Below are 13,934 nucleotides of genomic sequence, written 5' to 3'. Positions count from 1 at the left end.
TACTACCGGCCGACCTTGGGCGCACGACCGCGCGCCAGAGGGGCGGTGGTCCCCAGCGTCTGTTCCATGGCCTTGGTGCGCAGGGCGCGCTCCTCGTCGGCGATGGGGTTGACCGGCCGGTCGCGGTGGACCGCTGATGAGACCTTCGCGGGATGGGGGTCTGGCCCGGCGGCAGCGGTCCCGGGCACCAGGCCCAGGACAAGGCCGGATAAGAGCACGACGGATAACGTGCGCACGTCACGCCTTCCTCTCGATAACAACTATGTCGCGTGTAACATGTCACACTTCACGCACTCAGAGAAGAGTCACCTTTTCCGGATTTGTCCTACGGATCTGCCATGATCGCTGCAGTCGACCACGGATGGGACGCGGGATGTATTTCGTCTATCGCAGCTGGTACGAGGGCCCGCTCAGCAAGCTGGTGCGGCACTATCCCGGCCTCTCCGTCCTGGACTGGTTCCGCAGGTCCTGGTACGAGGCCGCCGGGGAGGACGCCTATGAGTGGGTACGCCGCGAGTTCGGCACCGATGTCTACGGCCTCGGCAGCATCTTCGAGACGGGCGAGCCGGCTCCCGAGAGCATGGCTGAGCTGCGGCGGCTGATGCGGGAGCACCTCTACTACGAGGAGGAGTTGCGCGTGGACGACCACAGCGTGCGGGTCCTCACCAACGATGACGACGTGAAGCTCGCCTACTACTTCGCCGACGACGCGCTCGTGCTGGCCGAGCCTGAACGCTGGGCCTATCCCGTGTGGGAGGAGGGCTGGCGCCTGCCGGACACCCCGGCAGACCAGGGCAGGACCTTCGAGCCACCCGTGCCCCCGATCAGAACCGAGCTCAGCCACGCGGGCCAGGTGGGCGTCACCTATGCGGTCATCCTTGACTTCCCCGATGGCGATCGGAGCGCGGGCGGACTCCGGCCCACCGTCTTGCCCGGTGTGCGGCTGCCGGAGCTGGCGGCGGCCCTGCGCGAGAGTGATGCCGATCCCGAGCGCTGGGACGAGGAACTGCTGACCCTGCGGGCGCTGACGGCCCCGGGCGAGGAACGGATCGGTGCCGCGCTGGAGCGTCGCAACAGGTGGCCGGACGAGTCCATCCCGGAATCCGCCGCCGCTCGCCGGCGTCACCTGGCGGCGCTGGCCCGACCGCACCAGGAAGCGCACGCCAGGGCACTGCGTCTGCTGAACGGTTTCACCCCGGAGGACGAGCGCGACCCCGGCCGTACGCTCATCCACCTCGGCGACCATCTCGCCCAGATGTGCGTCCACAGCGGTTACTTCGGACACGCGCAGTGGTTCCTGTTCGATGACCTCTGGGCGGCAGCCCACTCCGATCTGGCCGCTTCGCTGATCCATTACGCCGGCCACTGGGATCCCGGCTGCGCCCGGCGGCATCCGCTGCACGCGCCGTGCCAGGACGACGCCTACCTGGAGATCGAACTCAACGACGGATACATCGTGCGGGACTATGAGCCCTACGACGAGCCCGGCATGGTGTCGATGGCCGCCGCTCTGGAGGCGGCGGGTGAGCACGCCGAGCGGGACGGCCTCCGGGAGGCGCTCGCGGACACGCGGGTACTGCTGGTGGCCGACAGACCCCGGAGAGGGAACCCGGGGTTGGGGCTCATGGGTGTCATCGCCGTCCGGCTCCACCGGCCTGAACCCGGTACCTGTGAGGTGAGCGCCTTCGTGATCCGGCCGGATCTGCGCGGGCGGCAGCTGGCCCTGCCGACGGCAGCACGGCTCTGGCACGAGCTGCGCGCGCTCGACGTCGACAGGCTGGCCTTCACGATGCCGCGCAACCCCGGCGGCATGGCCCTGGTACGCCGGCTGACCGGGCTCACCGAGGACGTACGGCCAGGCAGCCGCGTGGAGGTGCCGCTCGAACGGGTGCGACGTTCTACGAACCGTGCGTGGATGACCGAAGGAACTCCACGCACGTGAGATGTGATCGCGCCCTCCTGCCAGATGGCCGTCGTGATCCGGACTCCGTCACCGGTAGACGGCCGGCTCCTTCCGCTCGCCGGGGAACACCATGATCAGCAGCTCCACGGCGGCGTCCGGCGGGTAGGGAACCTGGTAGACGAGGTCACGGCCACGCAGGTGGACCCGGACCCGGTAGGACCCTGGCCCGCTGGCCGTCAGCTTGGGCGACGTGGTCCCCCTGCCGTCGGCGAGGGCCAGCGAACCGGTCGGGCTCTCGTAGGCGACCTCGACCACCTCCCTCCACCCCTTGGTCTCCAGCGGCGGCCGCTGGGTGTAGGACTCGGTGGTCACGCAGGCGTGCCCGATCTTGTCGGCCGCCCAGATGGTCAGCGCGCCCCGTTCACTTCCGACCAGGTCTCTGACCAGCTCGGGGTTGGTGCCTTCGTATCCGTCGTCCCATCCGTTGATGGTCCAGAACTCGGTCCACATGGTGGCGTGGTGTCGCCGGACCGGTTCGATCTTCGGGCGGTGCGCGGGGTGCGCGGCGCAGGCCTTCTCCTTGCCGGCGAAGTACGCGGCCTCTTCCGCCTGCCCGCGCTGACCGGCCAGTTCCTGGGCCCTGGCCACCGCGGGGCACAACGCTCCCAGCGCGCCGGCCAGCGCCGCGTGGGGTGCCTCGCGCACGGCGGGAGCGCCGGTGTCGCCCTCATGCTGTTCGGCCACGCGGCACAGGTCATGGCCCTGGGCCAGGACCACCCGGTCGGGAACCTCGGCCCAGCTCTCGATGCCATCGTCCATGAAGGAGTCGTAGCCGCGGACCCGGCACAGGAAGTCCTTCTCCGCCTTGGTCAGGTCGTTTGCGGTGCCGTCGCCGAAACCGGCGCAGTCGAGCTCCCGTTCGCTGCTCACCTTGCCGGGAGGGGCCGCTTGGTCCACGACCAGGAGGGTGGTCATCAGGGTCAGGACCGCGACCGCCGTACGGGCGAAGCGGCCTCTCCTGACGAAACCGCGGCGAACGGGGCGCACCGCGAGCAGAACCAGGATGGGCGGCGCCAGGAAGTAGAGATCCATGCCCGCGTTCCGGCTCACTATCGCGGGCGGGCCCCACGCGTCCAGGCATTCCCGGCCCAGCGCCCCGTCGAGCGTGAACAGCAGGAGCTCAGGGAGGCGGAGGAGGAGCAGGATCACGGCGGCCGAGCGGGCGATGACCCTGCCGAGCCGGTCACGCCCGGTCCGCACGCTCAGGTACCAGCCGCCCCAGGCTGCGACGATCATGGGGGCGCCGCCGTACCAGAAGAGGGGCAGGAGCCTGACCATGCGTTCCGGGTACCTGATCAGGTCGTCGATCTGGTTGCCCAGGCACGAACCCGCGGACATCCACACGTAACTCTTGCCGCCGTCATCTCCGGCCAGGAGCGATCGGATCCAGAAGAAGACGTCGGGAATCAGCGTGACCAGTAATGCCACGCTCCACAGAATCCATGATCGTCGAGACACGACACCGAACCCTAGGGCACCACATGGCCGGATCGAACATTGTGCGGCGGCTGATGGTGTCCGTCCTGCTGGGCTGCACCTACGGCATCCTCGTCGAGCTGCCGGATCATGCGGTCGAGTCCCTGACGGGCGAGGGCAGGCAGGACGATCCGGTGCCTGCACCTGAACGCTCTTCCGAGGCCCTCGCGCAAGCGTCGCCGTGGAAGGGCTGCTTCGGACGGCAACGCTATCTCACAATGTGAACCTGACGGGGCTCTGGGGTCGGCGCGTCCGACGGTCGCCATTCTCGCCTGATCAACCCGAACACCCACGAGTCGGATACCTCGCCGTTCACGATGCAATCCTCCCGCAACGTCCCTTCACGCATGAATCCCAGCTTCTCCAGCACCCGGGCGGACGCCGCATTGCGCGTATCAGCCTCGGCCTGGACTCGATTCAGGTCCAGTGTGTCGAATGCCCACTTCAGCAAGGCGTGCGCGGCCTCCGTCGCGAAGCCGCGGCCCCACATCGCATCGTGGAGAACGTAGCCCAACGACGCACTGCGGTAGTCCGGGTTCCATCCGGTCAGACCACACCACCCGACGAAGACCCCGTCAGAAGCACGCTCGATGGCCACCCGGGCCCCGCTACCTTCGTCCTCCATCTTCCGGCACATCTCGATGAAGCGCTCGGCGCGAGCCCGTTCGGTCCACGGCGGAGAGTCCCAGTAGCGCAGCACGTAGCTGCTGCTGTGCAGCGCGAAGAGGTCCTCCTTGTCGGCATCGGTGAACGGCCGCAGTCGCAGGCGAGCGGTGTGCAGTACGGGGGTGGCCAGAGTCATGCGCACCATCTTGCGTCCTCGGGGGCAGGCAGACCACCGAATATCCGGCCCCGGGCCCTCAAGGTTGTCAGGTCCTCCGGCAGCGCCACGTCCCGCTAGACGCCGTACCGGATCAAGACGAGCTGGGAGTACGGCAGCGGCCTGGCTTCCAGGAGGCGCAGGGACATCGGCGCGGGAAGTTCGAAGGCCGGAGTGCCGCCGCCGAGGATCTTGGGGCCGATCATCAGGTGCAACTCGTCGATGAGGCCGTGCGTGAGCAGGTCGTTCCAGAGCACGTGGCTGCCGAAGATCATGATGTCCCGGCCGGGCGACCGCTTGAGTCCTGTCACCGCCTCATGGGCGTGGCCGCGCTTGACGATACGCGTGTCATGCCAGGGCGCGCTCCGCTCCGGCGTCAGGCTGTCGGAGACGACGACCTTGTTCATGGCGTTGATGAGCCGCGACATCTCCCGCAGGACGGGACGGGTCTCGGCGTCGCCGGCGGCTCCCGGCCAGTACGCCTTCGCCCCTTCGTAGGTCACGCGCCCCAGCACAAGGGTGTCGGCGGCACGCAACCGTTCGGCGTTGTACTCGTCGAAGGCGTCCTCTTCCGGCATCGCCATGAAGTCCTTGCCGGGCCCTTCGAAGTAGCCGTCCGGGGTGACGATGTTGGTCACGACGACTTTGCGCATGATGCTCTCCCGTTGTGTCGGTTGTCAGGAGTGCAGAGACGAAAGCCGCCGCGAACTCATCGCTCCTCGGGCGAAATTTCCGGCGGAAGTCTGAAAAGGTGATGCAGCTGCGCGTCCAGGAACCCGGCAATCTCCACGATCTTCCCCTTCCGCAGGCTCAGCACGATGATCGCGGCCGCCGCGAACCCGGAACCGCCAGGGGCCCGCTGGTAGCAGGCGAAGCCGAGCTGACCGTTGGCCTCGAGCGGGCGCAACCTCCAGTCGAACGCGAACACACGCTCCGCCAGGAAGCGGCGTACGTCGTCCCGCCCGTCGAACCAGGCGGGCAGCGGCGGCATGGTGAACCGCGCGTCCTCCGCCAGCAGCGCCACGAGCCCGTCCACGTCCGCTCGCTCCCATGCGGACATGAACGAGGCCACCAGCTCACGCCGCCCGCCCGCGCCGAGCGCGGCCAGTTCCTCGCGCTGACTGACCACGGGCACCCGCTTGCGCATGGTCTGCCCCGCCCGCTGCAGCGCGCTGTTCACCGATGCCACCGACGTGTCCAGAAGCCCGGCCACCTCCGCCGCGGAGAACCCCAGCACCTCCCGCAGAATGAGCACCGCCCTCTGCGTACCGGGCAACCGCTGCAACGCCGCCACGAACGCCAGCTCGACGCCCTCCCGCCGCAGATAGCTGCCGGCCGGTCCCGCCTCGTCCGACGCCAGATCGTCCGGCCACGGCTCCATCCACACCGGCCCGCCCACGAACGTCCCGAGATCGTCGGTACGGCCACGAGCCGCCTCCCGATCCGCCGACGTGACCCGCGGCCCCCTCTTGCCGCTCAGCCGCAGGCAGGTGTTGGTGCTGATCCGATATAGCCAGGTACGCAACGAGCTACGCCCCTCGAACCCCGCCAGCCCACGCCAGGCGTTCAGCAGCGACTCCTGCACCGCGTCCTCGGCGTCGTGCGGCGAGCCGAGCATCCGATAACAATGCGCGGCCAGTTCACCCCGATAGACCAGCACCAGACGCTCGAACGCTCTCTCGTCACCGGCGCGGGCCCGTTCCAGCAAAACGTTCTCATCCATGCGGAAAGGCTAGAACCCGAGCTTCGCCGAACCGAAAGCCCTGTCACATAAGGGCGGGCCCCCGCCGCAACCCATCGCATGCGGCATCATCCGCATATGGTGATTCATGGCCGGCGGCTCGCCGCGACGGGCGGCATGGTGCTCGGCGACATCAGATTCCGAGACGCCCGCGAGCGGTGTCGATGGTCACCTGAACTTCCAGAAACCGACGACGGGCTCTGCTTGGTCAGGTCGGGCTGGTTCCGGCGGGAAGAGTCGGGGTGCCGAGAGTTTCTCGACGCCACCCGAGGCTACTTCGCGAAGGCAGGAACCGTAGAACGTGTATTCGGCCGGCGGTGCGGATTCACCTGGATCCGGCTTTCACCTGCCGCGTTCGACGCCTGTGTGGAGGGAGCACAGCGGAAGCACTGGTTGCTGAACGTCTGCAGCGGCCTGGATTTGCAGCACCGTCTCTTACTCGCGGCGGTCCGCGACAGGACCGACTCCTTCGAGCTCGCGGAAAGGCTTCTTTCTCTGCTCGAAGCCTTGCCGGCGCGTACCGAACGGCCTGGACCCACATCGTGGCCGAGCACCCGAATGGCGCATCACGCTTTGGCCGCCGCGGCCCAGGAGGCGCTCAACTGCAACCCCTCCTGCGGGCTGGAACGGCTCGGCGAGTTAGTCGGTACGTCGCCACACCACCTGAGCCGGGTCTTTAAGAAGGTGACCGGGCAGACCCTCACGGCATACCGCAACGAGTTACGGGTCCGCTCGGTCCTTGAGCACCTCGCCGAAGGAATGACCGACCTGGCCGAACTTGCGGTCCTCCACGGGTTCGTCGATCAGGCTCATATGACCAATGTCATCCGCCGTCACCTCGCCGACACACCGGCCAGGCTCCGACGCAAACTGAGCACGAATCTGCAAGAACGCCGGCCGCCGCGTGGCTGACAGTGGCTTCATCCGAACACCTTCCGGAAGGAGCCCCGATGAAGCTGAAACTGCTCAGGTTCTCCGTAGCGGTAGCGGCGCTCGCTGCGTCCATCACCGCTCTCAGCCCCGCCAATCCCGCAAGCGCCGCGGCCTGTCAAGGACACGTCGGCGTCACCCACAAGGACGGCAACCTCATCTGGGGCAGCGGCAGTATCGACAGCAGTTGCGGTCAGAACAGCCGTGCCGACATCTACATCCAAAGGTGGGACGTCTGGCGTTGGGTCCAGATGAATCATGAGGTCATCAACGGTCCCGGATACGTCGAATGGATCTACTTCGACTGCGGCGGCCGAGGAACGCAGACCTGGCGCACGCTCGTGACCTGGCGAAACCCGTACACAGGAAAGCCCGACTCCAGACCGTCCAACGAGATCCGCGTCACCTGCAGCTGAGCCCAGAAGCGGGGTGGCCCGCGATCGGGCGATCCATCCCGGGCCACCTGTCCTGAATCCTTCATCCCACCGCTGAACCCCTCACGGGCCGCGTCCGCTCGCTGTGACGCAGGACGGTGAGTGTGCGGTGAGTTCGCGGTGAGCGAGGCCCGAGATCCTCTCGGGCATGGGCCTGTTCACACATGAGGTGTGGCTTCGGATGCCAGCGGTGGCGTGTACCCGCCGACGGCTTGCGTACGGGTCCTGGCACGTCGATGGCGGTAAGGCCGACCATGCCATTCCGAATCGCTCACCGAAGAGAAGGGCCTTCTTTCATGCGTAGATTCATGTCCGTTCTGGGCGGCGTGCTGACGTTGGCCGTCAGCGGTCTGGTGAGCGGCACCGGACCGCCCGCGGCGGCGGCCGGCGGGGCCTCGACCGGCACCATCTGCTACAACGCCCATGTCCAGGATCTGGGCTGGCTGGACTGGAAGTGTGCTGGGCAAATGGCGGGCACCCAGGGACAGGGGCTGAACTTGGAAGCGCTCAACTTCATGACCACGATTCCCGGCGGTATCTGCGCCCGTGTCAAGCTGGTGGGCGCCCGCAGGTGGGACTCCTGGGAGTGCCGCAACGTCAATGAATCGTTCAGAGTAGGCACAGTCGGCGAGAATCAGCCGCTCGAGCAAGTGGAGATCAAGATACGCGACATCGACGCCACGGACGCACGGTTGATAGGTAGCGCACACGTGCGCAATCGCGGCTGGCTGGGCGATGGTAACGCCTGGCGTCGGATATACCTCGGATCCGAGGGCTGGGGGCTTCCCATGGAAGCCATCCGCATCTTTGTGGTCTGAACCGCATAGCCTCGCTCAGGGGCGCCCCCAGCCGAACGAGCCTCCTGAGGCAGTTGATCCATATCGCTCCGGGTTCCACCTGCACAGCCACCCGCCTCGCCCCGTCCGCTGATTCCGGCGGAGCCGGGAAAGGGCGGGTGCGAACCACCTCGGGAGGATCGAGCGAAGTTCCGGCGTTGCTGGAGAGGCTGTTCAGGACCTGCGGCGCTCAGCGCGTCTTCAACCCCCGCAGCACCGGGAGCCCCGTGCCTGAGTCGAGCACGAGGCGCTCTCCCAGCGGCCGGGCGAGCGCGACGGTGGTCGTGGCCGTCTTGAGCATCGCCGGGCAGACCTCACCGGAGCCCGAATCCCTTGTGTCCACGTCGACCACGACCAGCTGGTCGGTCTCGTAGGCGCGTGCCCCGTGAACGGTGTCGCAGGCGCCGTACCCGTAACGAAGAAGCAGTTCGTGTGGTTTGCCGGCGGTGAGCTCGAAGGCCATCACCTCCTCGATGTCTCCCTGGACGCGTTCGGGACGGGCGGTGACAGCCGAGGGGGCGATCGCCACGTGGACCTTCTTCTGCTCGACTCCCTCGACAGCGAACATCCAGGCGGGCGCCTGGATGGTGCCGCGGCTGGTCTGGAGCGGGACCTTGCCCAGGCGGGCGCCGATCACCCGGAGCGGACGGCATCCCTTGGCCGGGCAGTCCTCTTCGATGAGCTTGGCCGGTCGGCTGAACTGCGCGTATGCGCTTGCCGCACTGATGAGCGGCACCTGCGAGACTTCGCCGTCCGGCCATCGCACGTCGGCGCGCTCCGGTGCGGCCTCGGGCAGTTCGGCGGCCAGTTGCCAGGCACCGTTGTGCGCGCTTCTGTTCACCCATGCCGGGATTTGGCGCACGTGGTTCCATCCCTGCGGGTTCAGCACCTCCAGGGCGACGAATCCTGTACGCCAGGCGCGGTCGTCGGCCGAGTCCTGCCAGCGCTGCGCCACCTCCCGGGCACGCCTGTCGAACTCATCGGCCGAGGCGTCAGGTGATCCGCCGGTCGGGGCCTGGTGGACCACCCCGCAGGAGCACAGGAACAGCACCAGGGACAGGCACTCGATCATTTTCCGCACGAGTCCTCCTCCACCCCAGGATCAGCCCTGGCCCGGCGCCCCGCATGGATTTCTCCACTTTTGCGAGTGCGCCTTAGCCGTGCTGGTCCGGGATCGTCACGGGCGGGCAGCGCGGGTCGAGCCGCACCTTGGCCAGATTTCGGCCGACGATCGTCCAGGCGTTGAACGAGCCAGGCTCGAACTGCAGTTGCGGATTGGTGTGCCACTCGTCGCCCAGCCCGGTCGCCAGCAGCTTGGCCTCTGACCCGAGCTCGTAGGCGTTGCCGCCGCCGAAGTAGGTGGAGGTGAACACCCGGCCTCTGTGTACGTACAGCTCTCCGTGGCCAGAAAGCAGGCCCTGGTGCTTGATGGTCCCGGTGGCGGGGTCGAGTGCGATCCAGGCGCCGAGCACACGTTTGTAGACCGCGTACAGCAGCCCGTCGTGCACCTTGAGGTCCTGGAAGGTGCGGTGATTCGGCAGGGGATCGATCTGCCACAGCACCGTACCCCGCCGTAGGTCGAAGGCAGCGATCGAGGCCGTCGTCTTGGTCGGCGGGGTGCCGCCTCCGCCGAGCACGTCGCCGCCGAGGTAGACGACACCGCGCGCGGCATCGACGCTCAGACTCATCAGGCTCTGGTCGGGGATGACGTTCGGATAGACGTCCAGCTTCCCGGTGGCGGGGTCGAGCACCGTCAGGGCGCCGCTCAGCTTCGCGCCGGTCGGCGCGGATGCCACCAGGATGGTGTCGGTGACGGGATCGTGCTCGATATCCCACGGGCGTGACTGGCCATGGCCGATGTAGCCGTGGCTGCGTACCTCGTCGGTGTGCATGTTCATGGAGATGATCTCTCCGCTCGGATACAGCGCGGCGTAGATCTCGTTGCCCCGCCGTACCATGGCCTTCGGCTCGCCCACCACGCGGATTCTGCGCTGCTTTCCGGTCCGCAGGTCACGGACCTCCACGGCGAAGTGGCCGCCGATGTACAGTGCCCGGTTGGGCACCAGCAGGATGCTCTGGGTCCGCTCGGGACCCGCCGGCATGCCCGCGTCGATGAGGTCGACGAACTCGGAAGTCCCGCTCGCCAGGTTCAGCCACCACATGCCGCCGCTGCCGGCGAAGCCGATGAGCTGCTGCCCGTTCAGGTGCAGCGCCCGGGTCTCCTCGCCCGGGGAGGGCGGGTCGGCGACCTTGATCACCGCGTTCTGCCCGGTACGGTAGCTGTAGACGGCGCCGCCGGGGCGTGAGGTGAGGTAGACCGTGCCGTCAGGGGCCACCTCGAAGGCGTCGATGGTGCCCACTCCGGCTTCGAACTGCCGGCGGTCGGTGCCATCCTTGCGCACGTCGATCAGCGTGCTCCCGCTCGCCGCCAGTACCCGGTCGCCGTACAGCGCCACCGTACCGACGGCCGCGGGCCCCTGGGCGAGTTCCCTGACCACGCCGCTCACCCGGTCAACGGCCAGCAGCTTGGCCTTTTCCAGCAGCCCGGCGTAGGCCGTGGTGTCGTCGACGGCCACGGCCCTGACATAGTGCTCGCCCTGGGCCAGCACGCCGTACCTGCGGACCGCGCCGGTCGAGGGGATGTACTCCCAGAGCCGGCCGTCGGAGGAGGTACCGAGGTAAAGGGCGCCATCCGGCGCGGCCGCCATGCTCCAGACGAAGCCGCCGTTCGCGCCGAAGGAGCGCAGGTGCGCCACCTGGCCCGTGGCCAGGTCGTAGCTGTACAGGTCGGGCACGGGATAGGTACCGATGTACAGCTTGCCGTCGGCGACGGCCGTGGCCCAACCGCCTTCCGGCTCGCCTGCCGCGGGGCCGTCCGGCAGGGTGGCCGTGCGCGTTACTTTGCGGGTGGCCAGGTCGATCTCGGCTACGACCGGAGGCTTCGGCCCGCGGGAGACCACGTAGGCGTGACCGTCGTGGACCGTGGCACCGACGATCGCGCCGGTGACGGAGGCCGGGCCGTACGTGGTGACCGCTTGGGTGCCGCAGTCCGGCGCGGAGCTCGCGCGGGCGGAGGCTGGAACCAGCACAACGGTCAGGACCATAAGTAAGGACACACAGAGTCGTAGCACAGCAGACCTCCAGGCTGTCCATTCATGTTCAATTATGGTCAGGACCGTAATCTTTCGCGCGCGAGACGTCAATACGGTGGACGGTCGTGGCCTACCTCCACCTGGCCGCGGCGATCCACGCAGCATCGGCCGATGGGCTGGCGGTGGGCATGATCCGGACGCTATTGCCCGGGCGGGACGGCCGCCAAGTTCAGCATCCAGTACTTGGCCGGTTTCTGCTCCTTGGTGACGCCCCAGTAGACGATCGTGCTGGCCTCCGACGAGGTGCCGACGCCGCCCCAGCTGCCGACTCTCGTGATCACGGCCTGCTTGCCGGTGTTCAGGTCGTACACGGTATCCCCGGACTGCAGGAAGCGGTCGAGAATGGGGTACGGCGAGAGCCCGTTCATGAACCCGGCCCCTGGCAACCTGCGGAACCCGCTTCCGTCGGGGCGCTGGATGATGCCCCTGTCGTCCAGACGACCGTGGCACCAGGTCGGCCCGCATCGCAGGCCCGTCGTGCCCGGCTTGATGGTGATCTTGGTCTCCGTACCTTCCGCCAGGTTGACGATCTTCGTCTGGTTGGCCTCCAGGGTGTCGGGCCCGTCACCGATGTCGCCGGCCCAGGGCCAGCGGATCAGGTGCAGGTCCTCGTTGCTCAGCAGCTCGATGGTGCTGCCCACGAGCGGTTTCCGTTGCACCCCGCCCTTCACGGCCGACCAGACGACCTGATCTCCGTCGAGTCCGATGGCGTCGATGGCGTACTCGGTCGTGGTGTGGATCTTCTGCGCCTTGCCGCCGGACAGAGGAGCCCACCAGACCTCCGCGACCCTGTTCCGGTCCTTGTCCGTGCCGGACGCGTACCAGGCGACGTTCGTGCCGTCGGTCGTGGCGCTCTGCGGGAAGTACTCCTTCAACCCCTTGGTCGCCGGCACCTCGGCGACCAGCCGCGCCTTGCCGGTTTTAGTATCATAAATCTCGATCTTTCCGGCCTTTTCAAACGAGGACTCCGCCATGAGCAGCACCTCGGTGGCGTTGATCCCGGTGACCGGGCGGTAGCGCCAGCCGTCGGCGTTCTTGGCGGGCATCTGGAAGAGCGCCTTCGGCCACAGCCTCCCGATCGGCGTCCCCGCAGGGCGCCTGGGCGTCACCGTCACGATCCTGGTGGTCGTGGGTTCGGCCGTCTCGGGCCCCTCACCGAGCCCCTGAGTGACCGTGGGTTCCGCAACCGCCCCGCGATCTTCCTCGGCTGTGGGTCGGGCATCCGTCCCGATGCCTTCGCCGCCCCCGCTGGCGAAGATCACCTTGGTGGCGGCCGTACCCGCGCCCACCACGACCACCACCGCGGCCGCTGCCAGCAACTGCGCGCGCCGCCTGGTCCTCCGGCGCTTGCGCTCGCCGACCCCGGCCAGCAGATCGGGCTCCGGAGCCCGATCGGCCGCCTGCCGCAGCGCCCCCACCAGATCGCCTTCCGTCCTCATGCCGGCCCTCGGCTCGTCTCCCGATCTCATGTGCGTCCCCTTTCGAGCACAGCTGGCCTGATCCTGAGCGTTGCGAGCGCCCGGAACGCCTGGCTGCGCACTGTTCCCCGAGAGATGCCGAGGATCGCGGCGATCTCGTCATCCGGCAGGTCCTCGTAGTACCGCAGGACCAGCACGGCCTGCTGCCTCCTGGGCAGCGTGGCGAGCTCCTTCCAGAGCTCGCCGAAGGTGTGGGTGTCGTGGTGGGACCCTTCCGGGATCTCGTCGGTTACGTGCTCCTTGCGCCGCCTGCGCCACCAGCTGATGTGCTGGCGGGCCATGGTGGTGCGTACGTACGCCTCGGGGCTGTCCTTGTTGCGTACGCGGCTCCAGGTGTCGCTCACCTTGAGCAGAGCCTCCTGGACGAGATCGGCGGCGTCCTCCGCGTTGCCGGTGAGCACGTAGCCGTAGCGGAGCAGGGCTGATCCCCTGGTCCGGACGAAATCCTCGAACTCCACACCACCGGGACGCATGAGCCGCTCGCTCTGTTGCAAAGATCTTTACCCGAAATCATCACTCACCTGTTCAAGTCCGCGATATCGAGACTCCACCCCTTGACGATCGGAGCTTTGCCCCCTCAGGAGGCTCGCAACAGGATCAGCGCGGCGGCGGTGCGCTCCCGCGCGACCTGCGCTGCCGGCCCGGCCGCCCAGTGCGACCGCCGTGATTTACGGCGGCGGGCACGCCAACCGTGGCAGTTCGCCGGTGCCATCGCTGCCGCTCTGAAGATCAGCTCGTGGCGGGCCACGAGCTGATCGAGGCCCAACTCCCCGTCTTACCCGCCCGCTTGCCGTCGCAGGCTGTGGGAGACCTACCAGGCCCGGCTCGCGCCGCAGGGTAACGGTGACGGCGCCAATGGCAAGCGGGGCACTTCCGGCGTCCCGTGACCTCGCTCATGGCCCCACCGCAAGCGATCTCATACCCAGGTCGCAGAGTCGCCGCGCGCTGGCAAGGGTCCCGGTGCGGGGCCGCGAAGGACCGGCCCCCCACCCGGGCGTGTTCGAGCACCAGCTGGGCTACACACACCCCTAGTGCGGGACCACCCGGAACCGTGGCGGCTCGAAGGCCGCCGTTACCCCCGCACCCGGGGCGGTCTGCCCCCCA

At 67.9% G+C, this 13,934-nt stretch carries 14 protein-coding genes; 5 read left to right on the top strand and 9 right to left on the bottom strand.

Annotated features, from left to right (window positions below; all coding sequences use genetic code 11):
* Window positions 1-2 precede the first annotated feature (2 nt).
* Window positions 3-236 (bottom strand): hypothetical protein, encoded by a 234-nt coding sequence (locus tag ACFWY5_RS48985; RefSeq protein WP_379639039.1) that lies wholly within the window; start codon window positions 234-236, stop codon window positions 3-5.
* A 137-nt stretch (window positions 237-373) separates the two neighbouring features.
* On the opposite strand from ACFWY5_RS48985, the gene ACFWY5_RS48980 reads away from it, so the two are divergent.
* The gene (locus ACFWY5_RS48980; protein WP_379639038.1) at window positions 374-1,942 is read left to right on the top strand and encodes a hypothetical protein; all 1,569 of its coding nucleotides are present in this window, start codon (window positions 374-376) and stop codon (window positions 1,940-1,942) included.
* 48 nt (window positions 1,943-1,990) lie between these two features.
* Here ACFWY5_RS48980 and ACFWY5_RS48975 read toward each other — a convergent pair whose 3' ends face one another.
* Window positions 1,991-3,391, bottom strand: a complete 1,401-nt coding sequence (locus ACFWY5_RS48975) for a hypothetical protein (RefSeq protein WP_379639037.1) — start codon at window positions 3,389-3,391, stop codon at window positions 1,991-1,993.
* Window positions 3,392-3,405: 14 nt separating this feature from the next.
* On the opposite strand from ACFWY5_RS48975, the gene ACFWY5_RS48970 reads away from it, so the two are divergent.
* Entirely contained in the window at window positions 3,406-3,663 is a 258-nt protein-coding gene (locus ACFWY5_RS48970) for a hypothetical protein (protein WP_379639035.1), read from the top strand.
* Here ACFWY5_RS48970 and ACFWY5_RS48965 read toward each other — a convergent pair.
* The 3 genes from ACFWY5_RS48965 to ACFWY5_RS48955 all read right to left on the bottom strand — a co-directional run bounded on the left by ACFWY5_RS48965 (window position 3,648) and on the right by ACFWY5_RS48955 (window position 5,982).
* Window positions 3,648-4,241, bottom strand: a complete 594-nt coding sequence (locus tag ACFWY5_RS48965; RefSeq protein ID WP_379622572.1) for a GNAT family N-acetyltransferase — start codon at window positions 4,239-4,241, stop codon at window positions 3,648-3,650. The genes ACFWY5_RS48970 and ACFWY5_RS48965 overlap by 16 nt on opposite strands.
* A 95-nt stretch (window positions 4,242-4,336) precedes the next feature.
* On the bottom strand, window positions 4,337-4,912 hold the full coding sequence (locus ACFWY5_RS48960; protein ID WP_379639034.1) for a dihydrofolate reductase family protein: 576 nt from the start codon (window positions 4,910-4,912) through the stop codon (window positions 4,337-4,339).
* Between the two features lie 56 nt (window positions 4,913-4,968).
* Window positions 4,969-5,982, bottom strand: coding sequence for an RNA polymerase subunit sigma-70 (locus tag ACFWY5_RS48955; protein ID WP_379639033.1), 1,014 nt, complete (start codon window positions 5,980-5,982; stop codon window positions 4,969-4,971).
* A gap of 96 nt (window positions 5,983-6,078) precedes the next feature.
* Here ACFWY5_RS48955 and ACFWY5_RS48950 point away from each other — a divergent pair, with 96 nt between their 5' ends.
* The 3 genes from ACFWY5_RS48950 to ACFWY5_RS48940 all read left to right on the top strand — a co-directional run bounded on the left by ACFWY5_RS48950 (window position 6,079) and on the right by ACFWY5_RS48940 (window position 8,182).
* Entirely contained in the window at window positions 6,079-6,912 is an 834-nt protein-coding gene (locus ACFWY5_RS48950; protein WP_379639032.1) for a helix-turn-helix domain-containing protein, read from the top strand.
* A gap of 38 nt (window positions 6,913-6,950) precedes the next feature.
* Window positions 6,951-7,346, top strand: a complete 396-nt coding sequence (locus tag ACFWY5_RS48945; RefSeq protein WP_379622581.1) for a hypothetical protein — start codon at window positions 6,951-6,953, stop codon at window positions 7,344-7,346.
* 314 nt (window positions 7,347-7,660) lie between these two features.
* On the top strand, window positions 7,661-8,182 hold the full coding sequence (locus tag ACFWY5_RS48940; protein ID WP_379639031.1) for a hypothetical protein: 522 nt from the start codon (window positions 7,661-7,663) through the stop codon (window positions 8,180-8,182).
* 208 nt (window positions 8,183-8,390) lie between these two features.
* Here ACFWY5_RS48940 and ACFWY5_RS48935 read toward each other — a convergent pair whose 3' ends face one another.
* From ACFWY5_RS48935 to ACFWY5_RS48920, 4 genes are all read right to left on the bottom strand, one after another.
* A complete protein-coding gene (locus ACFWY5_RS48935; protein ID WP_379639030.1) occupies window positions 8,391-9,281 on the bottom strand; it encodes a hypothetical protein in 891 nt (296 codons plus the stop codon).
* A gap of 73 nt (window positions 9,282-9,354) precedes the next feature.
* Entirely contained in the window at window positions 9,355-11,289 is a 1,935-nt protein-coding gene (locus ACFWY5_RS48930; protein ID WP_379639029.1) for a hypothetical protein, read from the bottom strand.
* 203 nt (window positions 11,290-11,492) lie between these two features.
* The gene (locus tag ACFWY5_RS48925; protein WP_379639028.1) at window positions 11,493-12,821 is read right to left on the bottom strand and encodes a hypothetical protein; all 1,329 of its coding nucleotides are present in this window, start codon (window positions 12,819-12,821) and stop codon (window positions 11,493-11,495) included.
* Entirely contained in the window at window positions 12,818-13,303 is a 486-nt protein-coding gene (locus ACFWY5_RS48920) for a SigE family RNA polymerase sigma factor (RefSeq protein ID WP_379622591.1), read from the bottom strand. Before ACFWY5_RS48920 ends, ACFWY5_RS48925 begins: the two co-directional genes overlap by 4 nt.
* Window positions 13,304-13,934: the final 631 nt, after the last annotated feature.

Origin of the sequence: Nonomuraea sp. NPDC059007, assembly GCF_042740555.1 — a bacterium.
GTDB lineage: Bacteria > Actinomycetota > Actinomycetes > Streptosporangiales > Streptosporangiaceae > Nonomuraea.
This window is presented reverse-complemented; position numbering and strand designations above follow the sequence as displayed.